General features: G+C 44.5%; 18 protein-coding genes. All 18 read left to right on the forward strand.

Annotated elements, in window-relative coordinates; translation table 11 throughout:
* Window positions 1-34: 34 nt before the first annotated feature.
* The 18 genes from MHI01_RS21630 to MHI01_RS21715 all read left to right on the forward strand — a co-directional run bounded on the left by MHI01_RS21630 (window position 35) and on the right by MHI01_RS21715 (window position 26,438).
* A complete protein-coding gene (locus MHI01_RS21630; RefSeq protein ID WP_340984098.1) occupies window positions 35-775 on the forward strand; it encodes a M23 family metallopeptidase in 741 nt (246 codons plus the stop codon).
* A 170-nt stretch (window positions 776-945) separates the two neighbouring features.
* Complete coding sequence (gene spoIIID / locus MHI01_RS21635) at window positions 946-1,233, forward strand: sporulation transcriptional regulator SpoIIID (RefSeq protein ID WP_024632710.1); 288 nt, start codon at window positions 946-948, stop codon at window positions 1,231-1,233.
* Window positions 1,234-1,452: 219 nt separating this feature from the next.
* Entirely contained in the window at window positions 1,453-2,451 is a 999-nt protein-coding gene (locus MHI01_RS21640) for a rod shape-determining protein (protein WP_036612542.1), read from the forward strand.
* A gap of 102 nt (window positions 2,452-2,553) precedes the next feature.
* Complete coding sequence (locus MHI01_RS21645; RefSeq protein WP_340984099.1) at window positions 2,554-3,438, forward strand: flagellar hook-basal body protein; 885 nt, start codon at window positions 2,554-2,556, stop codon at window positions 3,436-3,438.
* Window positions 3,439-3,967: 529 nt separating this feature from the next.
* Window positions 3,968-4,807 carry a flagellar hook-basal body protein gene (locus tag MHI01_RS21650; protein WP_340984100.1) on the forward strand — a complete coding sequence of 280 codons (840 nt, stop codon included), beginning with the start codon at window positions 3,968-3,970 and terminating at the stop codon, window positions 4,805-4,807.
* Window positions 4,808-4,819: 12 nt separating this feature from the next.
* Complete coding sequence (locus MHI01_RS21655) at window positions 4,820-5,047, forward strand: DNA-directed RNA polymerase subunit beta (protein WP_340984102.1); 228 nt, start codon at window positions 4,820-4,822, stop codon at window positions 5,045-5,047.
* Between the two features lie 488 nt (window positions 5,048-5,535).
* Complete coding sequence (fabZ, locus tag MHI01_RS21660) at window positions 5,536-5,967, forward strand: 3-hydroxyacyl-ACP dehydratase FabZ (RefSeq protein ID WP_036613058.1); 432 nt, start codon at window positions 5,536-5,538, stop codon at window positions 5,965-5,967.
* 111 nt (window positions 5,968-6,078) lie between these two features.
* Window positions 6,079-7,800 carry a phospho-sugar mutase gene (locus MHI01_RS21665; protein ID WP_047840692.1) on the forward strand — a complete coding sequence of 574 codons (1,722 nt, stop codon included), beginning with the start codon at window positions 6,079-6,081 and terminating at the stop codon, window positions 7,798-7,800.
* Window positions 7,801-8,249: 449 nt separating this feature from the next.
* Window positions 8,250-10,271 (forward strand): DUF5693 family protein, encoded by a 2,022-nt coding sequence (locus MHI01_RS21670; protein ID WP_340984891.1) that lies wholly within the window; start codon window positions 8,250-8,252, stop codon window positions 10,269-10,271.
* Window positions 10,247-11,428, forward strand: a complete 1,182-nt coding sequence (gene csaB, locus MHI01_RS21675; RefSeq protein WP_340984103.1) for a polysaccharide pyruvyl transferase CsaB — start codon at window positions 10,247-10,249, stop codon at window positions 11,426-11,428. The genes MHI01_RS21670 and csaB overlap by 25 nt, the downstream gene beginning before the upstream one ends.
* 7 nt (window positions 11,429-11,435) lie before the next feature.
* A complete protein-coding gene (locus MHI01_RS21680; protein ID WP_340984104.1) occupies window positions 11,436-12,197 on the forward strand; it encodes a WecB/TagA/CpsF family glycosyltransferase in 762 nt (253 codons plus the stop codon).
* A gap of 379 nt (window positions 12,198-12,576) precedes the next feature.
* On the forward strand, window positions 12,577-13,704 hold the full coding sequence (locus MHI01_RS21685) for a glycosyltransferase family 4 protein (RefSeq protein ID WP_036667762.1): 1,128 nt from the start codon (window positions 12,577-12,579) through the stop codon (window positions 13,702-13,704).
* Between the two features lie 165 nt (window positions 13,705-13,869).
* Complete coding sequence (locus MHI01_RS21690; protein ID WP_340984105.1) at window positions 13,870-17,823, forward strand: S-layer homology domain-containing protein; 3,954 nt, start codon at window positions 13,870-13,872, stop codon at window positions 17,821-17,823.
* A 206-nt stretch (window positions 17,824-18,029) separates the two neighbouring features.
* On the forward strand, window positions 18,030-18,371 hold the full coding sequence (locus MHI01_RS21695) for a hypothetical protein (protein WP_036612519.1): 342 nt from the start codon (window positions 18,030-18,032) through the stop codon (window positions 18,369-18,371).
* A gap of 518 nt (window positions 18,372-18,889) precedes the next feature.
* A complete protein-coding gene (locus tag MHI01_RS21700; protein ID WP_340984106.1) occupies window positions 18,890-22,456 on the forward strand; it encodes an S-layer homology domain-containing protein in 3,567 nt (1,188 codons plus the stop codon).
* Window positions 22,457-22,639: 183 nt separating this feature from the next.
* Complete coding sequence (locus tag MHI01_RS21705) at window positions 22,640-25,288, forward strand: hypothetical protein (RefSeq protein WP_340984107.1); 2,649 nt, start codon at window positions 22,640-22,642, stop codon at window positions 25,286-25,288.
* 135 nt (window positions 25,289-25,423) lie between these two features.
* Window positions 25,424-26,017 (forward strand): hypothetical protein, encoded by a 594-nt coding sequence (locus tag MHI01_RS21710; protein WP_340984108.1) that lies wholly within the window; start codon window positions 25,424-25,426, stop codon window positions 26,015-26,017.
* A 148-nt stretch (window positions 26,018-26,165) separates the two neighbouring features.
* The gene (locus tag MHI01_RS21715; RefSeq protein WP_017691962.1) at window positions 26,166-26,438 is read left to right on the forward strand and encodes an alpha/beta-type small acid-soluble spore protein; all 273 of its coding nucleotides are present in this window, start codon (window positions 26,166-26,168) and stop codon (window positions 26,436-26,438) included.
* The last annotated feature ends 60 nt before the right edge of the window (window positions 26,439-26,498 follow it).

Below are 26,498 nucleotides of genomic sequence, written 5' to 3' on the forward strand. Positions count from 1 at the left end.
GCACCCGGTAACACTTGTTACTGAGGTGATTAACATGAATGAACAAAACAAAAAAACAAACCAAGAAGAAACTCCTAAAACAACTCAAGGAGTACCGGCTAGCCAGCCCTCTTCATGGAAAAGAGCAATGTCCAAACGCTGGGTCTTCCCGGCAGCCTACATCGCAGCAGCAGGCATTATACTAACCTTAGTGTGGGTCTATCAGGGCACAGGCGACAAAACGCTAAACTCGGACCCTTCTAGCGGGGTAGTAGAAACAGGTGCATCGGCGGGTACAGAAGGAACAGCAGTAGGTGGAGAAGAAGAAAGTGTGGAAGTTGTTGCAAAGTCGGAGAATTTTGTATGGCCGGTAGCGGTACCGTCCGAAATTTCGGTAGTGAAACCTTTCTATGATAGCGAAGCTTCAACCGAGGAACATGAAGCGGCAATGGTGCAGTACAATGATACATTCATCCCGAACACGGGTGTGGATCTGGCACGTGGGGATAACAAATCGTTTGAAGTCAAAGCAGCACTCGCCGGTAAAGTTACCCGGGTTGAGCAAAATCCGCTCACAGGTCAAGTTGTGGAAATCACACATAGCGATAACCTGAAGACGGTGTACCAAAGCTTGGCAGACGTCAAAGTGAAACAGGACGACGAAGTGAAACAGGGAGATGCGATTGCATCCGCTGGCGTCAATGAATTGGGTAAAACGCTTGGCAACCATCTTCACTTTGAAGTGTACGAAGACGGACAGCCGGTTAACCCTCAAGGATATCTTCCGGAAAAATAAATGAATTTTACCGCAGCAACATGACGGGCAGGGGGTTAAACCTCTGCTCTTTTTGTGCTTTTCAGAAAATAATGGGACCTTCGAAGCTTGTCACACCTCTAAACCGCGAATATATAGGCATGCTCCTCATATAATGTACCAAACTATCCACACAGTAGGGAGGCGGGAGCGTGCACGATTACATCAAGGAACGGACCATCAAAATTGGTCGCTGCATTGTTGAGACGAGGAATACGGTCCGTACCATAGCCAAAGAATTCGGCGTGTCAAAGAGTACTGTGCATAAGGATCTGACGGAGCGTCTGCCGGAAATCAACCCTGATCTTGCTGACCAGGTGAAACACATTTTGGAGTATCACAAGTCCATCCGCCATTTGCGGGGCGGTGAAGCGACCAAAATTAAATACAAAAAAACGAGTGGCAAGAAACGTGAGGTGTTGGCTTCCGCCAAATCGTAAGCATCTTCACAAAGACGTAGGCCAAAAAGCTCACACATGCATTGAATCCCTCCCCTGAAGTATGATATGTTAAATGCTGGTACAGGATCGAATTATGACATCTTATCAGCCCGATTTTTACATATATATGTTGCACTTTGTCGAACGAGCGGTGACGTGATAAGGGACTCTTTTTCACAGGATACGCTGACCAAATAATATCACTTTGGGGGCTCTTTTATGTTTAGCAAGGATATCGGTATTGATCTTGGCACGGCCAACGTGCTTATTCACGTGAAAGGAAGTGGGGTTGTCCTCGATGAACCTTCCGTCGTGACCATTGAAAGAGATACGAAGCGTGTCCTTGCTGTTGGGGAAGAAGCGCGTCGTATGGTGGGGCGTACTCCAGGTAACATTGTTGCCATTAGACCGCTGCGTGACGGCGTTATTGCGGATTTCGAGATTACAGAAGCGATGCTCAGACATTTCATTAATCGTGTGGGTGCAAGAAGCTGGTACAGCCACCCTCGAATTCTGATCTGTGCACCAACGAACATTACTTCCGTGGAGCAGAAGGCCATCCGTGAGGCGGCAGAACGCAGTGGTGCCAAAGAAGTGTTTCTGGAAGAAGAGCCGAAAGCGGCAGCGATCGGTGCGGGAATGGATATTTTTCAGCCGAGCGGCAATATGGTCGTGGATATCGGCGGCGGTACGACTGACGTTGCAGTCCTTTCTATGGGCGACGTGGTCACCGCCTCTTCTATTAAAGTCGCAGGGGACAAGTTCGACGAAGCCATTATCAAGTTTATCAAAGCCAAGTACAAGCTCATGATCGGTGAACGGACCGCTGAAGACATCAAAATTGCGATTGGTACCGTACATCCGGGTGGACATCAAACAGAGATGGACATTCGCGGACGCGATATGGTATCCGGCCTTCCTGTTACCGTAACGATATCGGGAAATGAAGTACAGGAAGCGCTTTGGGATTCCGTACAATCCATCATCGTGGCAGCCAAATCGGTATTGGAACGTACACCGCCTGAATTGTCAGCGGACATTATCGACCGTGGTGTTGTATTGACTGGCGGAGGTGCATTGCTGAACGGACTGGACGAGCTTTTGTCCAATGAATTGCATGTACCGGTATGGGTTGCGGAAGATCCAATGCACTGTGTCGTGAAGGGGACAGGCATAATGCTTAATAATTTGGATCAGGTGGTTAAGAAAAAGTTCTAATCTGCCGATATAAATAGCAAAGGTTCGCCATGCTCGGAAAGCAGAACGGACAAGCAGCCAACCTGTGATGCAGGTCAAGCGCTTGAGGAGAGGGGTTAATTCATGTTAAGAGGTCTGTACACCGCTACTGCGGGAATGATTACGCAACAACGCCGCCATGACACAGCAACACAGAATATCGTAAATATGAACACCACGGGATATAAACAGGTGAACAGCGTAAGCCGTTCCTTCCCGGAAATGCTCATTACTTTGGTAGGCGGAGATGCAAATCTTCCAACAAAGCGGCTGGGCAAGCTGAACACGGGGGTGTTCGCGGAAGAAAGTTTGTCCATGAATTTGCAGGGGACCATTATGGAGACTGGGCAGAAAAATGATTTTTCCATTTCATCCAATATGACTGTCAATGATCCGCAGACTGGACAACCTGTCCCGTTTGACGCATCAGGCAAATTTGTACGGGCCGACGGCACGGTGACTTACCAGCCTCAGGCGTATTTTACAGTTCAGGATGCAGAAGGTAACACCGGATATACACGCGATGGTCACTTCGAGATCACAGGAACGGGACAATTGCTGAGTTCAACAGGTTCACAAGTGTTGGATAATAATGGACAACCCGTAGTGTTGACAGGTTCCGTAGAGCAATTTAAAGTGGATGAGCAAGGTCGTCTCGTGGATGCAGCAACAGGTACACCAACAGGGGTTACTCTTGGCATTAGTGTCATTGACCAGCCGAATCAATTGGTTCGTCAAGGTAATGGCAATTTTAGTCTTAGCGATGCAAACGGGGCAACGTCCCGGATGATGGCAGCTGATGATAATGTGCAGATCCGTCAGGGATACCTGGAAGGTTCCAATGTTGATGCCTCACAGGCAACGGTTGATATGAACGCCGCATTCCGTGCGTATGAAGCAAACCAGAAGATCGTACAATTCTACGACCGCAGTCTGGATAAAGCCGTCAATGAAGTCGGGCGTGTATAACGCCGACGTTTAAATATAACCTCGCAGCGGAGAGCCAAACGCCCTTTGCGTAGCAAAGCAGAGAGGCTCACGCGAAGCGCAAACCAAACGCATCCGAGCCTATGCGAGGAATGCGTAGCAGTACCTGAGCGCAGCGACGGTCTCGACAGTCCTTTGCGGAGCAAAGCAAGGAGAGACCCCGCGGAGCGCAAGAGCCTAGACGCAACCGAGCCTATGCGAGGAATGCGTGGCAGTACCTGAGCGCAGCGATGGTCTCGACAGTCCTTTGCGGAGCAAAGCAAGGAAGAGACCCCGCGGAGCTACACGCCGCATAAAGAGCGTGCCCGACTATGATTCAGCCATGTGAAACGATGGCGGGAATCATAGTCGGGCAGTCGCGGCGCACACACACCACCGCCACTTAGCAAGATCGTACCCCACTTACCTAATCCGCCTGTTTCGGGAGTCCAGAGGGCAGCGCCATCTGGGGCCCTCCCTACTAGGGAGGGTTTGGGAGGGTGGACAGGACACAAGGGAGGGTATACCACCAATGAATAATTCCATGATTAGTGCCAAGGTTTCCATGACTGCCATACAGCAGCGTCTGGATGTCATTTCCGATAATATTGCCAACGTGAATACGGCAGGCTATAAGAGCAAGCAGGCGGCATTCGAGGATGTGCTGACCCGGGTTCAACAACAACCGGACAAGTACAAACTGGATGGACGTTCCACACCGATGGGATATAACCTCGGTTTTGGTGCTCGTTTGGCAGATGTAACGAAGGATATGTCTCAAGGCCCCTTGAACGAGACTGGTCTTCCGACCGATCTGGCCATTGAAGGAAATGCGATGTTTGCAGTTGAAGCGAATGGGGAGAAAATGTGGACACGTCAGGGTGCATTTCATTTTGTACCTGATACAAGACCTAAGCCTACTCCGAATTCACCTGATATGATGGTGATGGTCAATGGCGAAGGCCACTTTGCCCTGGATCGTCAAGGCAATCGTATTACGGCACCGAATAATAGCAAAGTTGCTTTTGATGAAAATGGCAACCTGTTAATCCGACGCGGTAATGCGGCAAACGCAACCATTGGAGCACAGCTGCAAGTGGTAGACATTGAACGTCCTGAGGGGCTGGTGCAGTTTGCGGATAACCTGTTTGGTCTGGATGCGGGATTAACCGAAGATGATGTATTTGGCGCTAATGCAGCTACACGTCAAGCAGCTGCCTTGATCCGACCAGGATTTCTGGAGCAATCCAATGTTGATATGACACAGGAGATGTCTTTGCTTATGCAAGGACAGCGGACATATCAGTTGGCGGCAAAGGCGCTAACTTCAAGTGATTCCATGTTGGGTCTTGCCAACAATATGAGAGCGTAAAAGGTGAATGTGATGACAGAAACACAGCAGCAGAACAGTAAGCCGGAGAAAAAGGAAGTCAAGAAGAAGAAGAAGAGTGGATGGCGCATCGCAAGATGGTTCCTGGTTCCGGTCCTGCTTGTTCTTGCCCTCACTGGCGGAATGGTAGCTGGATATGTGGTACTGGGCAAACAGGATATCGGTTCCGTATGGCAATGGAGTACATGGGAACATGTATATAATCTGGTATTCGCTCCATAATGTAACGAGTTAAGCGAAAACTCCTGCGCAGGCAGGAGTTTTCTTTTTGACGTTGAAAACAGTATAATGATGGATGACGTTTGACGTCACAAAAGAGGCCTCCCCTGCGAAAGACATTCGTCATCGCGAAGAGAGACCCCTTATCTTAACCTTCACTACTGCAGTCATGAAGGATATAACTAGTGTTAACCGAAAATATGCTTTTTATACAAAATTTAAAAATTAAAAACCTTTTATATGAGCTTCGACTTGATCATAATCAGGTTTTCCATGTCCGCACTAAAGTCAGTGAAGGGAACGGAATCGTTCGAAAGAAGCGAAGCGCTCGCCTTTGTTTCCTAATGTTATCCATCTGAAAAATAGTTCAGAAACATTAGGAAACAACAGCGATCGAAAGAACGATCCGTAACCGTAACGGTCACCTATGCGCACATGAAAAATCCATGATGAAGAACGCTCATATAAACATCCTGAGAGGAGATTACACTGTGCTCGATATCAAACAGATTCAAGAAATCATCCCGCACCGCCCCCCGTTTCTGCTGGTGGACAAGATTCTAGAGATTGAGGATGGCAAACGTGCCGTTGGTTTGAAAAACGTAACCATTAACGAACCTTTCTTCATTGGTCATTTCCCAGAGTATCCGGTAATGCCGGGTGTACTGATTACAGAAGCGCTGGCGCAAGTTGGTGCAGTAGCCATTCTGAATTTGGAAGGCAACAAAGGAAAAATCGGATTTTTGGCGGGACTGGACAACTTCCGATTCCGTGGACAAGTTGTGCCCGGAGATACGTTGATTCTGGAAGTGGAGATTACACGTCTGAAGGGTTCTATTGGTAAAGGTAAAGCAACTGCCAGAGTGAACGACAAAGTGGTCGCTGAAGGCGAGATCATGTTTGCACTGTCTGACCCAAGCTGATTACATACGTGAGCATTTACATCATGCAGGAACGTAGTCGGGCCGAATGATGCAAGATGCTGAAGTAACTCAGCACACCTGAATTTATATAGACGGAAGGGGTTTATCGGAATGGAACAGTTAAGCACAGCAGCAGCAGAGACGTTGCAGCAATGGTTGGAGGATGCTTCGATTGATGAAGCAACGAAACAGGAGCTTCGTGACTTGCAGGATCAGCCGAAAGAGCTGGAGGAACGTTTTTACAGAAACCTGGAGTTTGGTACAGGGGGATTACGCGGAGTCATTGGTGCGGGAAGTAACCGGATGAACCGTTACACCGTAGGTCGGGCAACGCAAGGATTTGCGCGTTATTTGCTTGAGCAGCATGGTGACCAAGAAGGCAAACCTTCTGTTGTCATTGCTCATGATTCCCGTCATTTCTCACCTGAATTCACACTGGATGCTGCGCTTGTACTGGCTGGAAACGGCATTGTAGCCAAGCTGTTCCCATCCCTGCGTTCAACTCCTGAGCTGTCATTCGCAGTGCGTCATCAGAAGGCAACTGGAGGGATCGTTGTAACAGCGAGCCATAACCCACCGGAATATAACGGCTACAAAGTATACAATCATGAGGGCGGTCAATTGGTACCGGATGAAGCGGAAAAAGTCATTCAGTACATCCAGGAAGTGCCTTCCCTTGCTGATGTGAAGAAACTGACGCAAGAAGAAGCAGAAGCTCAAGGGCTCCTGATCTGGTTGGGTGAAGACCAAGACCAAGCGTTTGTGGATACCGTAGCAAGCCGCAGTCTGAGCCGCGAACTGATCCAATCCGGCATAGGCCGTGATTTCAAAATCGTTTACACACCGCTGCACGGAACAGGCAACATCCCTGTACGTCGCGTACTGGAGCAGATCGGATTCGAGCAAGTGCACATTGTGGCTGAACAGGAACAGCCGGATGCTGAGTTCTCTACCGTGAAATCCCCTAACCCGGAAGAACGCGAAGCGTTTACGCTTGCAATGAAGCTGGGAGAATCCGTAGGCGCTGACATTCTGATCGGAACCGATCCGGATGCAGACCGTATGGGTGCTGTCGTGAAAGACAATGATGGCAAATATTTCGTCTTGTCCGGTAACCAGTCTGGTGCCATTATGGTACATTACCTGCTCAGTCGCCTGCAAGAGACAGGTACACTGCCAAGCAATGGTGCGGTTGTCAAAACAATCGTAACAAGTGAGATGGGTGCTGTTATTGCTGAACATTACGGTGCAGAAGTGATGAACACACTGACGGGCTTCAAATATATTGGTGAAAAAATGAACCAGTTCGAAGCAACAGGCAGTCATACATTCTTGTTCGGATATGAAGAGAGTTATGGCTACCTTTCCGGTAACTATGCCCGTGACAAGGATGCTGTCCTTGCCTCGATGCTGATTGCTGAAGCAGCTGCGTATTATAAGAGCCAAGGCAAGACGTTGTATGATGTCTTGCAAGAGCTGTACAACCAATTCGGATATTTCTTGGAGAAGCTGGAGTCCCGTACGCTGAAAGGCAAAGACGGCGTGGCTCAGATTCAAGCCAAAATGACGGACTGGCGTTCCAATCCGCCACAAGAAGTAGCGGGAATTGCTGTACAAGATGTACTGGACTACTCCCTTGGTCTGGACGGTCTTCCGAAGGCGGACGTACTGAAGTTCATTTTGGCAGACGGTTCATGGTTCTGCTTGCGTCCTTCAGGAACAGAGCCGAAGATCAAAGTATACTTCGCCGTGCGTGGAGAGAATTTGGAAGATGCGGAAAGCTGGATCGAGCGTCTGGTGACTACAGTGATGTCGCGTGTAGACGCACAATAATACAAATGCAACATGAGTAAGAACATGAGAAGGCCTCTCCGCACCGTAAGGTTGGTTGGCGGAGGGGTTTTTCTTTGAAATAATATTACAGATGGATCTATATAAATTGAACTGAACATTTACACGAGAACGTAGAGGGCAGAAATAACCTGAAGAAGTGAAACTAAAAGCTTTCTAAGAGAAAGCTACATCGGAAGGATATGCTTCGCCTTTATCACCCGATTTTCACCTTTATTAAAAGTGAATCAAAAAAATCGGGGGATAACAGCGATCGGAAGGTTGTTCTGCCATCGAAGTGGCGAGTGTAAATAATGCTTTAGTTCAATCTATATAGCATATAAGAGGGCTTGTTGACACAAGCTGTTTGTAACCTATTGTATAAATGTTAAATGAACGAATTACTTGAGCTGAACGTGCAGTTGGTTCCAACACTTGAGGAGGTACATGTAGTGCGTCAAAAATGGCTTTATTGGAATAACGCTTCTCGGAAGTGGTTGTGGCTCGTCGTTATTATCGGTCTGGTCGCGTCCATCCCTGTAATCAGTGATCGGGTGCAGACAGAATCTTCTGCCAAAAAGGTGGAGCTTGTCTTCAACTATCGAGGTCTGCTGGATATTTCCGCCTATCAGGCACATCCGCAAGATTTCATGAATGAACAATTGACTCGTCTAAAAGACGCAGGCGTAACAACGATGGCTGTGTTCGAAAGTACATTGGACGAGCTGAGAAAGACACGCCGACTAATGGTATATAACGGCCAGGATCTCGCGAACCTGACCAAAGATGTGATCCCTTCTAATGCAAATTACACGTATGTGTTATTTACATCAGAGGAAAACGCACAGACGTATACCCCTATTATTGAACAAACGTTCGCTGATCGGCAGATTCCGGTAGTACCATGGGAATATGAAGGTCGTAGCGGCTTAATATTGCAGACTCCTCCGGAGAATGCCAACATGCAGCCTTTGCAGCCCGATCCGGTTGCCGTGAAGATGCTGCGTGATAAAGGTTTCTACATTTTGCCGCGGATCTCGGACAGTGTGCCATACAGCCAGGAATCGATGGAGCGCTTGCTTACCTTCTTCGAACAGAATGGCGTAACGCGCATCTTGTTTGATGGTGATGCTGTGAAAGGGTACAATGATAATGCAGAGATGAAAAGTCTCGACCAATTTGCACAGTTGCTGAACAAGCACAATATTGGTCTTGCAGCCATTGAGAACTTGAAGAAACCGCAGTCTGGATTCCAGACCCTTGCATATAAAACGGATTACAACGTTACGCGTCTGTACTCGCTTAGTGATGGAGATGCCAATCTGGACGTAGACACGATTGCTGACCGTTTTGTTCTCGCAACCAAGGATCGCAATATTCGTATGCTCTATATGAATGCATCGCCAAGCCGGAATACAGCAAAGGCTATGATTACAGATCCAATTGAGAATCTGATCAATAGTCTGGGTGAGCCGGGTCATGCGGTAGAACGCATGGCGAAGCATGGATTCGAGTTAGGACAAGCTGAAGCATTTACAGTTAAGGATTCTTCGATTCAGCGTTATGCCAAGCTGGTTGCTCTTGTTGGTGCAATTGCCATGATTGCACTTATGGTTTCTTATTTTATCCCACTACTGACTTTGATCGCATTTGTGGTCGCTTTGGTGGGCAGTGCAGGATTGTTTCTTTTGAAACCAACGCTGCTGGAGCAAGGAATTGCCTTACTTGTGGCAATCGCCGCGCCGACCATAGCGATGGTGCTGGCCGTTCGTACAGTGAACTATCAGCAACAGCGTCAACCCGACGCATCTGCGGGTCGTCGTTTGAAACAAACGTTGGTGTTATATGTAAGAACTTCGATTCTGTCATTCCTGGCGGTACCTTTTGTCATCGCATTGCTTAACAGTATTACGTACAGTCTGGTGATTAACCAGTTCCGCGGCGTGAGTCTGTTGCACTTTGCACCTATGGCACTGGTAGCGATCTATATTGTGTTTTATCGTGGTTCGGGTTCGTTCTCTATTAAGAAAATTAAAGAAATGCTTCGTATGCCAATTAATGTGTTAATGGTTGTTTTGGCACTTGTTGCTGCCGTTGTTGGATACTATTATTTGAGCCGTACAGGCAACTCGGGTTCAGTAACACCATTAGAGATGTTCCTTCGTACCACGTTGGAAGATACGTTCGGTGTACGTCCGAGATTCAAAGAATTTATGCTGGGACACCCGCTATTTATCGTTGGCGTGTTCGCCGCTTTAAAATATCGTAAAGTTATCTTTGTGCTCATTATTGCAGCGATTGGACAGTTGTCCATGGTGGATACGTTCGCGCATATCCATACGCCGGCTGTATTGTCACTCATTCGTGGAGTGATGGGACTGGGACTTGGCTTAATCTTCGGTATCATTGCTGTGGGTGTGTGGCAAGTAGCGGAAGGATGTTGGAAAAAATGGTCACCACTTCTCAAAAGTTAGTCATCTCGGGGTATTACGGATTCCGCAATAGCGGAGACGAAGCGGTGCTAAAGTCGATTTTGACAGCGCTGGAAGAGGAAAGCCAAAGGTCGAACATAACGATTGAACCTATTGTTCTCTCGGGTGATCCCGAGTCGACAACCGCCATGTACGGTGTGCGCTCCGTGCATCGTATGAAATTGAAGGAAGTCCGTGAAGCACTCAAAGAGAGCGACGGGTTAATCAGTGGCGGAGGAAGTCTGTTGCAGGATGCAACTGGACTGAAATCCATTCCTTATTATCTGGGTGTAATCAAGCTGGCCCAGTGGCTGAAAAAACCAACGTTTATCTATGCACAGGGGATTGGCCCTGTGAATCGTAAAATTTTTAATCCGATGATCAAATCGGTCTTCAAAGCCTGCACCTATGTATCCGTTCGGGATGAACAATCTGCAGACTACCTGCGTGGGCTCGGGTTACAGTGGAATCAGATCCATGTTGTACCCGACCCTGTAATGGGTTTGCCATTACCTGAAACAAAAGTTGAGAGGAGCGCAGATGCTGTCTCTGCTAATGCTACTACTCAAGCTAATCGAGTGGAACCTTCAACTGGAGGACATACCAAGCTTCCTGTGATCGGCGTATCGGTACGTTTTTGGGAGTCAGACCGGAAGGAACTTACGGCTATTGCCGCCGGATTGAAAAAGCTGTGCTCCAAAAGAGCGGTGCACCTGCGTTTTCTGCCATTTCATCTGCCAGTGGATGAACAGGCATCACGATTCCTTATGGAAATGCTCGGTGATGTGACCAGCAAAGGCAGCGAGATTAGTATCACAGAAGATCTGACCGACCCTCAGCTTATGCTGGAGGAAGTCAGCAAGTGTGATCTCGTCATCGGTATGCGTCTGCACAGTCTGATCTATGCAGCTTCGCAATATGTGCCTCCGGTGGGTATCTCGTATGATCCGAAAATTGATCAATTCCTGCTTCGTCTGGACAGTGAACCAGCAGGAAATACGGATACACTCGATGGAGATAAACTCGCCAAGACTGTTGTTGGACTGCTGGATCAACGTTCACAGTGGTTGAAGGAACATGAAGAAGGCATCACCCAACTGAAGCAGGAAGCCAGAGTGCCTGCACAGCAGATTATTAACTATTTAGGCCGCAAAGGATGAGATAAAGATGAGTCAGACCGGATCAATACCTACCGTTTCGATCTACGGCATTCCTTTTTCCAAACTGACGATGAAAGAAACGGTAAAGGTTCTACAGGAAGCTGTGCTGTCCAAACAGACACCACATCAGGTCATTACAGCCAATCCCATTATGGTTATGGCCGCATTGGAAAATCCCGCAATTATGGAAGTTATGCAAGCTGCGGAATTGATTGTTCCTGATGGAACAGGTGTCGTATGGGCTGCGAACTATTGTGGAGATCCTGTAGCTGAGCGAGTGCCGGGTTTTGAGCTTTTACATGAATTGCTGCGTGTTGGAGAAAACTATCGATGGGGCGTATATCTGCTGGGTTCCACCCCTGAGGTGATTCAAGAAACGGCAGTTCGGTTACAACAGCAATATCCGGCGATTCGAATTGTGGGTTATCGCGACGGTTATTTTGGTCCGGCTGAGGATGAACAGGTCATCGCTTCCATTCGGGAAGCGGCACCTGATCTGTTGTTTGTAGCACGTGGGGCGGACACCCAAGAACCGTGGATTCACAAGCACAAAGATGCACTGCAGGTTCCCGTAACCATGGGCGTTGGCGGAAGCTTTGATGTGATTTCGGGTAAAACTAAACGTGCGCCTATCCTGTTCCAAAAGTTAAGACTGGAGTGGTTTTATCGCTTATTGCGTGAACCAAGCCGGGCTGGACGGATGCTTGCGCTTCCGAAATTCGCTGTTAAGGTGATGCGTGACAAAGAAAACGTGACGAAAGTCCGTTAAAAACAGGTAATTGCGAGATAAATGCGTGTTTTTGCTATAAATTGAGGATGGCTTTTCGGGTGTGATGAGCGTATAATTCATTCCGGATTACATGTGTGCCACTCCATGAAAAACGGAAGTTGTTGCATACGGCCACTTCGATGTCAGAATAACCTTTTGATCGCTGTTATCTCTGGATTTCTTTTATCCACCTTTACAAGGTTGAAATCCCGCGATAAAGGCGAACGCTTCGCTTCTACAGGTTATTTCTGCCCTCTCCGTTCTGGTGCAAATTGCATTTTTCATCAAAAGTGACTAACAAATAATTTTTTATATATAAAAAGAGATCAGGGGATTTATAATTTCGTACAGGTATTATAATTGGGGGTCGAATGTTCAAATGGTAGCGATCTTTATCATTGGATTTATCGTGTCAATGGGACTGGCTCTTGCCCTGACACCACTTGTCAAAAAGTTCGCAGTCCGCATTGGCGCAATGGATACGCCGAATGCACGTAAAGTACACACACGGATCATGCCTCGTCTTGGTGGTCTGGGGATATTCCTGGCCTTTATTATTACAGTTGCTGCATTGCTTCCGTTTGTATCGGCATGGTTCACGACTCGGGATATGAGTTTTGTCAGCGCGTTTCTGATTGGTGGAACAATTATTGTACTGATCGGCGCACTCGATGATCGGTTTGAACTATCGGCCAAAGTGAAGCTGCTTGGTCAGATCGTTGCTGCTTCTGTCGTTGTATTCGGATTTAATATCCGGGTAGATTTCGTTAACATTCCTTTTCAGGATTCCTACTCTTCACTCGAAGCTTGGGTATCCATTCCGCTGACGATCTTCTGGATCGTTGGTGTAACCAATGCGATTAACCTGATTGATGGTCTGGATGGTCTGGCAGCCGGTGTATCTGGTATTGCAATTGGTACCATTGCCGTGATGTCCTTCCTGATGGGTAACATGATGATCGCTTTGATGTGCCTTGTGTTGCTGGGTAGCATCATTGGATTCCTGTTCTTCAACTTCCACCCGGCCAAGATCTTCATGGGGGATACCGGATCACTATTCCTTGGTTTCTCTCTGGCGATGCTGTCCATGCTGGGATTCAAACAAATTGCTATCGTGTCCTTTATTACACCGCTGATCATTATCGGTGTGCCGCTCTCGGATACCTTCTTCGCGATTATCCGTCGTGCGGTACAACGGAAACCGATTTTCGCACCGGATAAAGGTCACCTGCATCACTGCTTGCGTGAACTTGGATTCAGTCACCGTCAGACGGTACTGATCATATACGGAATTGCTGCATTCTTCGGAGTTCTGGCAATTATCCAATCTTCCGCCGCCATGTTTGAAGCGAACTGGGTGACGTTCGTGGTCATCTGTATAATGATGTTCTTCCTCCAGGTGGGAGCAGAAGTCATCGGGCTTGTTAGCAAAACGAGAAGACCGGTTATTAACTTCCTGATGCGTATGCGCGTCAAGCTGAATCCGGAGACCCGTTCGAAATCATAAATAGATAAATGTAATGGTTACAGCTATTCTTGAATATTATTCCAGACCCAACCTTATCCCTTGTGGATAAGGTTTTTTGTTTATTTTGAGATTTTTACTAAATAATTGGAACCTTTTGCCGATATATAAAGGTAACTGACTTAAAAAGAGGAGAGATGATATTTAATGCAACAAAAGAAACGGCCGTTGGTCTGGATCATGTTGGTCACCATGGTGTTCTCATTGTTCCCACAAGGTCTATTCGGTGGGTCCGTTGCTTCGGCTGCGGATTCATTTACGACTTATTTTACGCCATCCGATCGAACGATTCGTGAAAGCTCTAGACTTTCGTTGGTTTCTAACAAAGGTGAGTTTATCACTCGGGATAATGTGTATAAAAGCCCGACATCATCATTAACGATAACAGGCACATTTGCTATGGTTAATGGAACATCGCTTAAAGTGAAGGTAGAGCAGTTGAATCTTACCCAAACTGGAGCTGTCCAAGAATGGAAAGTTGATGAGACACGTACGACTACGACTGCCATAACTGACAGTGGTAACAATCGATTTACAGCAAATAGTGTAGGTTTGTTTTCCGGATTTAACAAAATTACATTTATCGGGACACAAGGACAGAGCACTGTGGAAAGCTCAGATACATTCTATGTTTTGTATGATCCTGCCCCATTTATTGAAAATTTCACGCTCTTCACAGATCCTTCAGCTGAGGGAGGTAGCGTAGCTTACAATCTGAATGAAGGTACAGAGACTGTAGTTGATACAGAACGAGTGGATTTTCAAGGTAATGTGAAGAATGCAACTCAAGTGATCGTGTCTGTTAATGGTAAGGACGACATTGATACACCTGTACGGCCAGATGGAAGCTTTTTTGCGGCACAAATGAAATTGTTGCCAGGAAAAAATATATTGAAGTTCAAAATTGTAAGTGAAGCGAATCAGATCGAAACAGAGCGTGTGGTTTATTATTTTGATAAAACTAAGCCGTTCGTTCAACTTAATGTAAATATCGGTAGTGAGACGAAATCGGTATTGAGCAGAAGCGAACCGGCAACGTTCACAGATCCAGATAAGACAACTGCAACATTATCTGGTGAAGTATTGATTCCGTATGAGGAAGGTAGTAATAATTTTGCTACAGACGGAAAAGTAACAATACAGCCTGGAGGAAAAACAACCTTTGACGATTATGATGTTACGGTAACTGAAGAGAAACTAATTACAGGTCCCGATGGGAAATCTGTGAAATACAGAATGGTTAAGTTTCAAGGGATTCCAACCTATGATTTAACACCTGATGGTTCCATAATAGCAAAAAATCAAATCCTTAAAGTTAACGTAACCCAAGGAACATTCAGTGCAGAATATGCAGCGAATTACGTATATTCATCGGATGCACAGGATATTACTAACATTTACTACCTACCTAATTACAAGGGTGGAGTTATCGACTCCAAGGTTCCAATTAACGGAACAATGTTGCAGGATGATGAAGTATTTGTATTAGTTGAGTCCAGCAGACCGATCACAAAGACGCTAAAAGCTGTATATCTGCCTTCAGGGGCTAATGAGCTTGATATTACAGAATATACTGGCACTCCGGCTGCTAGTGGCTTAGAGTCCAATCAAAAAGTATACGTTATTAAGAAGCTTGCGAGCGGTAAGCAACAGATCCGCTTCTCATTTGGAACTAATGTTTCACCAGAACTCTCAAAAGTTGTTGAGCTGACATATGCTACAATCAGTTCGATCTATGTAGAGAGCCTGCAGAATGGTAGAACATATACATTTGACTCATCTAAAGGCACACAAAACCTGACTCTTAAAGGTGAACTACTTGGTTTTAAGTCCTTGACTGATCTCAAGGCTGAGTTGATTGTAAATGGTCAATTAAAGGCAACGACAGATGTAAGTATGGTGAAAGATCCAGTTCTTGCTTTCCCTAAAACTAAAGACTTCAACTTCAGTCTTCCGATTCAGAGAAATGGTCCTATCTATTATGGAGAGAACACTATCGAAATACGGGCTATTGAAGAAGATGCGGGTGGGCTACCGAGAACGATATCCACGATTTTGAAAATTAATGTAGTGGATACGAATAATTCAACGATTTCTACATTCATGCCTACATTGATTCCAAAAGACTCTAGAAGTGTTTTTGATAAAAACACAGTATCGACATATTCGGAAGATGAACTGACTAAAATCTTTGCCGTCACTCCAGACTTTGTGCTCAAAGATAACAAATACGTAACAAGTGAAAAAGAATATGATTTGGTATTCCGAGGTAGTGGTGCACAGAACATTAATGTGACATCTGGATCAAAGGTGATCTTCAGCAAAACCGTTAATACAACACCGGTTCTGGATATCATCAACAGTGGATCAGTTGGAGGAGAAACAACTGGCTCTGACTTTGCGGGTAATGAAGATCAGTTTATTGCGAGGATTCGCGGTTTGAAGTTCGATGCACCGGGAACCCAAGTTTATACACTCGAATTAATTAATAGTACAGGTGCCCGCTCTACACAGAGAATCGAGATTGTCCGTGAACCTGCGTCCTATCGAATTGTTGCGCCTCAGCCAACAGTAGGTAATCAAATTGTCGTAAATAAAAACTTTGTCCGGTTCGATATCGAGGCAGAGGGAGCAACTGAGGTTCTTATTGGTAAAGAAGCAGCGGTTAAACGGCCTGACTATAACAATCGTTTCATACTGGATTATGTGGGATTGAAGGCCGACAAAGAAAACAAAATCAAGATTAGCATTACTCGTGATGGTGGAACTACTAATGATACGGTAACTGTGTATTACACCAGTGCGGTTACAACAGATTCGCAGTATATGGCTCCTAAAGTAGCCAATAAATACACCGTGTTCAATAAAGAATTAACGTTGTCCTTCCCTAAAGGGACAGTTCTTCAGTCGGAGAACTCGATAGGAATCACGAAATTTTATCCTAACAACAAACTTTTGTTTGGTATTGCAGAACCAGCAAAAGGTATTGTAGAGCGAATTAATGATTATGGAAATTCAATCGGTGTTGATTCGGATGAAAGAGGTACAAATGTTCAAAAAACACCAATACAAGTGTCTCCAACGATTTCTGGTAATTTCGCATCTACTTTAAGTACAGGTGATTTTGTACTGATTTCGGATATCTACTGGATCAATGGTGGCTTAGGAGAGCTAGGTAACAAAAGTGACAATGGATACAAACCTGGCACAAACGGTCTAGCTCCTTATAGCGTAGAAGGGACATTTACCAACTATGCTGCAGAACGTATCCTAACACCTTCACAGCGGGGAACATTAACATTGAATTATGATCCATCCATTGTAGATGATGTAGGGTCTACAATTACGGTTTACAAATACTCAGATAAAACAAATCCAGGTAACTGGGTATCCATTGGTGGTAAAGTAGATACGAAGAAGCATACGATTACTGTACCGTTTGATGAATTTGGTTATTACAAAGTCATGAAGCAGAGCAGAAGTTATTCGGATATCACGAATCATCCATGGGCAAGAAATGTACTCAATGCGATGTATTCCAAAGGGTTGATGAAGCCGTTGAAGAGTAATTCATTCGGTGCAGATGATCAAACAACACGTGGGGAATTCGCAACATTGTTGGTTAAGGGAATGAATATTCCATTGATAAATCCAACCAAACAAACGTTCAGTGACGTAGGCAAAGGCACTGGAGCTGAGATTTGGAGTTATGAAGCCATTGAGACAGCAGCGCTTGTGGGGATTGTACAAGGACGCAGTGATGGATTCTTCCAGCCACAATTACCAGTCTCCAGAGAAGAGGCGGCTGTTATGATTGCGCGTGCAATGAACGCGAAACTTGCGGCCAATGATAGCAAGTTATCTTCAGCACTAGGCAAGTCATTCCTGGATTCATCTTCAATCGAGTATTATGCTCGTCCAGCTGTACAAGCAGTGACAAAAGCGAAGATCATGGAGGGAAGCCCTGTGACTGTTCCAGGAGCTAAGAAACCTTCATATCAATTCAATCCAAAAGGCAATATGACTCGTGCTGAAGCTGCTAAAATTGCTGTAGAGCTGCTTAAGAAAAGTACAGGTCTATTCCCTAAAACCTTGAGTTAGTTCATTTGATATATCGAATCAATTTAGGAAGGACCTGTCCCTTACTCTAAAGGGGCAGGTCCTTTTCATGGCTGTCAATGAATTGACATAGAGTACTTTTATAATAGAAGGAACAGAATTTTTACCAATAACTATTTTTGTAATTTGCTAGAGTTTAAGATACAATAACGGTAAATACACAATGATCTAGAGGGTGAAGTTAGCTAATGAAACCGATTTATTCGAAAGCCCAGCTGGGCTACATGAAGGCAAAGACACAGTTTGAGAAGCAGGCAGTCATTCTGGAGAAAAAGTTGGAAGATACACGCAAGACTCAGGAGATCTCTCAGGAAGTTATGGAAGGGCTTGTACAGTCCACTGGCTTCCATGATGCGTATAACAATCTGGTTCTGGCTGAGAATGAGTTGATTGAATGGTCTCACACGACGATGAAGCATGAGAAAACGTACCGTGAGAACAGACAACCAATTGACGATATGTATCTGAGATTGAACAGCGATCCAAATATGCGTGCTCAAATTATTGAACTCGCGATGAAGATTAAATAACTTATATTTCCAGAACTGCACCAGAAGCATCCCAGTAGGGGTGCTTTTTTATTTTATTTTTTGTGAATTTTGTCGCTTCCTAGGGTGAAGTTGCGGGTATAAATAAACGTTGGTAGCACAGACAAACCAGAGATCACCATTCCAGATTCGCTGCTGTATCAACGGTTTGAAAAGGTTTTGAATGGCTTCAATACCCGCACTGTACCTATACATAAAAAAAATCAAAACTTTTTTTGTGCAATCCGCAACTTTTTGAAATCTACTGCGTTTAAAGTGTAGAGTCGAAAACATTGGGCCTGTTACCAAGAATGACCTCGTGAAGAATCTTGTCTATTTTTTAGAAAAAATTGCTTTACGGCACGAGAGACCCATTGTATAATACGTAAGGTAGGATTAGGAAACTACTCTATTTACGTGTGATTCTGCTTTATTAACTAGTTTACAAGTTTCTGTGATATGCTCACAGACATCATTTATATTAACTTGCTCACAACTCTGGAAAGGGGGTGCAACAATATATGAGGAATACGAGCGACCCTATTAAAAAAGAAAATTCAAATGTTATGAACGCCCAAGGAGGAGAAAAAAAGGTTATGAAGAAAATTTTATCCGTAGCATTGTCTACAGCAATGGCATTCTCAATGTTTGCATCTGTAGCATTCGGTGACACAGCAGTTTCCCCGCAACAACAGTTTGATGCATTGAAAGCAAAAGGTATCTTCAACGGTTATCCGGATGGTACAGCAGGTCTTGACAAAGACATGACTCGCGCTGAGTTTGCAAAAGTTATCACTAAATTGCTGGGTCTGAAAGAGATCACTGGAACTCTTTCTTACACTGACAAAAACTACACAGCTAAAAACTGGGCTGTACCTTACATCGAAGCAGTAACTGCTGCTGGTATCATGGAAGGTAAAAACGTTGAGAAGAAAATCTTCGACTTCAACGGTAAAGTGACTGTGTCCGAGATGGCTACAATCCTGACTCGTGCATTGGATCTTGAAATCCCAGCTGAAACAAACAACACTGCTCCAGCTTGGGCTAAAGGTTATGTTCAAGCAGCAATCAACGCTGGTCTGGTTGATGCAAACACTAACTTCACAGCTAACGCTTCCCGTGAATTGCTTGTAGGCGCTGCTTACGCAATTGACGAAGCACAAAGCTTGAAAGTTACTAAATATGAAGTAAGTGAAGGCGGTAAAGTCGTTACTTTCACAATCAGTGACGGCGAAACTGTAAAAGTTACTTTGGATAAAGCTCTTGAAGCTAACAAAGAAACTGAAGTGAAATTTACTTACAAAGAAAAATCTTTCACTGAAAAAGTTACTTATGTTGTAGAAGCTGCAACTAAAGTACAATCCGCTTCTTCTGTTAACTTGAAAGAAGTAGACGTTGCTTTTGACGGTAAAGTAGACAAAGCTACTGCAACTGACAAAAACAACTACTCTGTGGATAACAACTCTAAAGGAATCAAATCCATCACTTTGTTGGCTGACGGTAAAACAGCTCGTTTGTTGTTGAACGAATCCAGCAAATTCACGCAAGGAACAACTTACAAAGTAGTTGTTAAAAACGTGAAATCTTCTACTGGTACTGTATTGCCACAAGGTGAAGTTTCCTTCACATCTGCTGACAATGTACTGCCTACAGTAACAGAAGTTAAAGCTCTGGGAACTAAAGTTATCAAAGTGACTTTCTCTGAGCCAGTTGTAGCTCCATCAAGCAGCAACTTCCAATTGGATGATAAAGCTTTTGTTGGATCTGTAACTCCAGGTGCTAACCAACGTGAAGTGATTTTGCGTGACTACACAGGAACAATTTCTGAAGGTGCTCACAAATTGACAACTTCCATGATTGAAGACTTCGCTGGTCTGAAATCTTTGGCAGCAACTACTGATTTCACTGTAGCAGCTGATACTGAAGGTCCTAAAGTGACTGAAATTTCCGCTACTTTGGAAAAAGTAACTGTAACTTTCGATGAAGAGATCGATCCAGCTTCTGTAACTAACGACAGCTTCTACTGGAAATCTGGTTCTTCTAACAAAACAGGTACAGTAACTCAAGTCGCTTCTAACGTTTATGAAGTTGTATTCAACACAGATAACCGTCTGCCAGGATATGAGTCCACTTTGTTCGTAGAAGTGAAAGACTATTCCGGTAACGCTAACGCTGTGAAAGAACATAAAATCAATGCAACTGTTGACTTGGTTCGTCCACAAGTAGTTGAAACTACATTTGGTGATCGTGGTAACAAAACTGTAACAGTGCGTTTTGACAAAGCTGTTACTGCATCTGATAAGAAGTACTACACTGTTAAAAAAGGTAATGATGTAATTCCTGTAGAAAGTGTAACACCAGCTGATGCATCTGGTAAAATCTTCTACGTGAATTTCTTTAACCCGCTGTCCAGTGGTACGTACAACTTGAAAGTTGCTGATGTTCAAGATACTACTGCTTTGAAAAATACTCTTGTTGAATACAATGGTACTTTTGTAGCAAATGATACTGCTAACCCAACTATTGTTTTCACAGATTATAACCAAACTAATAAAAAGCTCACTTTGAACTTTGGTCGTGAAATGGATCTTGCTACAGTTCAAGCAAAATCTAACTACTACATCAAGTTCCAAAAAGCAGGTGCTGATGCTAACTTCATCTCTATTCCTAATGAAGTAACTGTCAACCCTGTAAATGGCGGTAAGTCCGTAGTGCTTACATTCCCTGAAAACATTGATGGAACACCAGTTACATTTGGCCCTACTGGTTCCGTTCAAGAAGTGAATGTTACTGGTTTGAGATCTAAAACAGGTCAAGTAGTAGCTTTGAACAGAACCCCACTGGAAACAGCTGCTAATAATCAGGTTCAATGGACTGGTACTGTTCAAAAAGATTCCAGAACTTTTGAATTGACTTTCAATAATGTTATTGCTAATGCAAATATCGGTGACTTCCAAATTAATGGTCAATATCCGTCTTCCGTAAGCATTAATGATAATGTTGTTACTTTGAAATCTTCTACTGATGTGAATAATGGCGCTGCAATTACAGTGTTTGCTAACAGCTCTATCGAGACTTATTCCAACACTAAATTGAATTTGCCAAGTAACACAACTGTTAATGTTAGCAATGCAGTTGCACCTAGAGTAGATGAGGTTTCAAAAGTAAGAACTGTGAATAATGCTGGCGCTCAGGAGTTCGTTATCACTTTCTACAATAATGTTGCTTCCGCAACTACTGCTTCTGATGTAACAGGTGATTTAATTGTAAGAGATCTTACAACTGATAACACACCTCCGCTTCAAGCAGGAACAGATTATAAAGTAACAGGAATTGCTAATAATAAAGTTACAGTTGAACTGGCTGAAGCGTTCGACAAAAAACCAGTATCTGTAGAAATTAAAGACGCTAAGTTTTTGGTTGCAGCAGGTAGCACAACTAAGGCTGTTAATGCTGGTCCATTCACAGTAGCAGCTCCTACTGGAAGTACTGTTGAAGATGTTAAATTAACTGCTACTACATTTACAGCTTCTGAAGCAGCGAAAAAAGCAACAACTTCTCCTGTTAATGGTATTAAACTGACTGCTAAAACTGCAGGCGTTACTTCTTTGAGTGACGTAACTTGGTCAGAAGATTCTAACGCATCAGTTCCAGTAGCAGCAAATTCTACTACTATTGTTACTAACGGTGCAACTACAGCTCAACAAATTGTAGATGCAATCAATGGTATTGATACTCTACCTTACGAAGCTGAAGTTAGTGGCACATATACTGCTCCTGTAGCAGATGGTGCTGTAACGGGTTCTCCATTTACCTTCACTGGTGGAGCAGCAGTAGCAAATGGTGAGTTGAAACTTACACTTAATAAAGCTGTTAATTATCCAACTGGTGTTCAAGCTGTAGATTACAAAGTGGTTATTGGTTCTGAAACTTACAGCGCAACATTGAATACAGTTGCAGGTGTTTCTGTACTTGAGGTAAATACTCGTACAGCTACTAAAGCATCTCTTAACAATAAAAACGTTCAGTTCAGTATTGCTGATGGTGGTTCTGTTAAGAATGTAAGCTTCGCATTGAATCTTCAATAAGATATTATCATTTAAAAAAAGGTCGAGGATATCCTCGACCTTTTTTTTATAGAACAATACTTATACTTATAAGAACATTTAAAAACAGGTGATCATAAGTGAAAAACCAACAACATCGTAACTTTCTTCCCCCCCAAAACGTTTATACTATATAGCAACAAGCAACTTATGGGAGGTTTGGAAGTGGATCATAAAAAGGTCATAACGACTTTGATAACTAGTATGTTATTCATCAGTTCAAGTGGAGGCTTAGTAGCTGCCGCAAGTACACCAGCTAACTCAGGTAAACCTGCTACCAATAACAGTGCAACAACAAAGAAGCAACAGACTACACCTACGAATAAAGTCGTACATACCCTGGCTAAGGTACCTGCGGTCAAAGTAACTGCACGGAGTACCGTGAAGTTAACCGACGTCAATATCTTGTCGCAAGACGACGGGAATACGGTGACGTATACATTGACGTATAAAAATAATGACAGCACACCAATGATGATGCTCGATTATTGGAGCAAAGTGAAAACAAAAGGTGGAACAAGCTTCTCTCCAAAGCTGATCGCTAAGGATCAGGAGAAAAAGACGGTATCACCGGGTTCCACGGTGGATCTCACATACGTTATGAAGGTTGGACGTGAAGTGAAATTAAGTGATCTGAACTTCCTGATTGTAAAATGGGATTTCAGTAAACCGAATTATGAAAGCACGCTGGGGAAATTCAATGTTCCCGCATCATATAGCATCACTACACCTGTAGGTAAAACGAAGACGGTTCGTTTGAGTGATTCAGCCGTCAAGGTTAAAGTCTCTGGTATTAAAGTGTATCCAGGTGAGAATAAGAAGCAATACGTCAAAGTCGGCGTAAACCTGAATAATATCAGTTACAAGCTGTTGGATAATCCAAACATTAAGTGGATTCTACGTACACCAGGTGGTACGAATTATCCGTTGACTCCGGATAAGGATAGTACAAGTGTCAGCATTCAGGCACAGGCCAACAAAACGTTAAATTTAATGGCTTCATTGCCTACAGCATTGAAACTGGAAAAGTCCGAATTACTTCTTGTGGAAGAACAAGGTGAAGAGAAGACTGCTCTGCCAGTGGCTGCATTACAGCTTCCTGAAGCTAGCCAAACCAATGTAAACGTAGCAGCGAATCAACCGAATATCATCTCGATTGATGGACAACCTGTATCGACTCTTTTGGAATCTGCACGTGTCCGTGGTGAGGATGAAGAGTTTGATCTAACGATGCAGTGGGTCATTAAAAACCAAGGTAAGAAAGAAGTTAAGGTTCCCAAATACGCATTAGAGATCCGTACAGAAGATGGTACTTCCTATCCCATTGAGACGAAGGCACTGGATGATCTGAAGTTGAAGCCAGGTGCGACTAAAACGATCAAGCTGATCACTACGATTCAAGGAGATGGGGATACCAGCAAGATCAAACTATATGCCATGACACCTACAACCAAAGATGAGAGCAAAGAAGGGGAGACGTCTGGCGGAGGCACGAGTGGCTTTGAGTTCTCCTATCCGGTTGGCATCTATGCTATTCCTGAATCCGTAACAAGTGGAGATGGACTTACAACGGAAACGGTAATTAAAAATAGTAAAGGTACATTCGGTGTATCTGTTGGCTCCTTGCAACGGCTTCCTTGGACAGACAGTGATATTATTGCTGCCAAGGTCACCATCCGTAATGCATCAGCCAAAACGGTCCAATTGCCTGAGCTGGAAGCGATGTTCACGATTGATTCCGCTAGAATTGATGGAGATACGAAGCTGATTAGCGCGCAAGGGGGCAAGTTGCTTGGTTCTGGCATGGTCACCGAAGCTTATCTCTTGACGAAGATTCCATCTGAACTCAACATGAGCCGTCTGGAATTAACTTTGCAGGAGAAAGTAAGTGAGGAAGAAAAGAATGATTGGATTACCCTGAGTACGTCCGGTTTAATTCAGCCCCTCTCTTATGTAGGCGAAGGAAAAACCTATACTCAAGGAACTGCAGACAAAGAAACAGAACTGGGCATACGCAGAACCTATGTGTATCCGGGATCTTCGTCCGATATTGTATATACCGAATTCGAGATGACGAATAAGTCTCTGCGTCAAAGTGGCCTTGCGAAGTTGGTAGGATACTACAAAACAGCAGATGGTCAATACTACAAAGCAACAGCCAAGCAGGCAAACCGTGTACCGGGACCAGGTCAGAAGAGTATCGTTACGTTCTGGGCCAAAGTGCCGAAGAGTGTAAAAACATTATCTGATATGCGTCTGATTGTAGGTGAAGGGGTTGCTGACAACAAGTTTGTCACCGGTGAAGGTGAGGCAACGGCTTATGTTAATGCCATGTCATTTGAAGTACAGCCGAAATCATTATCTGTTCTATCTTCTCTGAATGACATAGACTTGTATCCGTTCAAATTCTCGGGCAGCAATATCAAAGCTTACCTTACAGGTGGAACGGCAGTACAGATTGAGATGATCTACTCCTTAACACAGGAGGAAGCTGTGGATAGTGGAGAATACGGACACAAGCTCATTCTATCTCTAACCGATGGGTCAGGTAAAGTGTTTGATAAAGAGATCACACCAGGAACTGATCTGAAAACAGGCATTAACCAGACGCTGAACTGGAGTATTGATGATACGGTATTTGATAAAATACGTGGTGGCTCATATCGCGTAGCCTTGTATGATGTTTTCGAAGGTCAACGAATTCGTCTTGCAGAACAAGGCTATAGTTACGATGTATCCAAACTGCCTAAAGAAGAACCGATCATCCCGGAGTTCCCGGAAGAGGGTTCTAATAATCCCAATAACAATCGGTAATTTGTACGCAAATTAAGATATTTTAAAGCTAAGACCTCGCTTCCACATCTGCGGAAGCGAGGTTTTGCTTGTCGCATGTCTATTTTTTCTCTATAGTTAAAGTTAATAGATTACCAGAGGAGGAAAATGATTCACATGAAACCTTATATGAAAGTATCCCTTGCTGCGCTCGCCATTGGTGTTGGCGTGTGGGTTGGGTCGGTATACAGCAATACTGCCATTGGTGCAGGAACAAGCCAGCCAGGCACAGCAGACGATCCGGTTGTAACGAAGAGTTACGTAGATCAGCAGATCCAACAGGCTTTGGGCGGTAAGATCCCGACTGGAAACGGTAGTACCAATACAGGAACGGACAGCAATGCAGGAAATGGTAACAATACTGGCTCTACAGGAACCGGGAACTCCGGTAGCACAGGTGGAGACACTTCACTTCCTCCACTGGTCTCAGGCGCTTCTGATGCCGTTGAGATCGTAACGGTGAAGCCGGGTCAACAGCTGATCGGCAAGTCTGGCGCGGAGTTCATTGTACGTAGCGGCAAAGCTGTAATCGTCAGTGAGGGTACGAATGGTGTAGCTGATCTGACGGACGGGATTGACCTGACGAATGGGCAGGCAGCGCCGATCAATCACCTGCTCTCTTTTCCAAGGGATGGACGGGGGATCACGGTATTGGAAGGAAACAAATACAGCCTAACCGTAATGGTTCGTGGTGGATATACTCTGAAATAGGATTTGTAGCTGTTAAAGGAATTATTCATTCGTCATACATTTCATTTGCTCAGATTACCCAGTTCTAACAAACATTAATACGGCTAGCCAACCTTGTTCCTGCTCACTCTATAACTGTTGATAATCATTTAATGGAGGTGCAGGAACCATGGCTAGAAGCAATCGCAAAGTGGTCCCCGAAAGTCGTCAAATGCTGGATCAGATGAAGTATGAGATTGCTGCAGAGTTTGGTCTCAATGTGGGTTATGGTGGCCGAGGTTTGGCTGGTGCGGATACAGAATTTGGATCTGAGCTGGGTGAAGTGAGTGATCACTCCTATGGGCAATATAAAGGGTGGGGACATCTGACTTCCCGCGAGAATGGATCCGTTGGTGGAGAGATCACCAAGAGGCTAATTCGTCAGGCAGAGCAGCACTTATAGGGCATTTTCCTTACCCCATTTCGTTTGACACGTCTTGACAAATACGTTAAGATGGCACTT

The sequence above is a fragment of the Paenibacillus sp. FSL M7-0656 genome, from assembly GCF_038003225.1.
Taxonomy (GTDB): Bacteria; Bacillota; Bacilli; order Paenibacillales; family Paenibacillaceae; genus Paenibacillus; species Paenibacillus amylolyticus.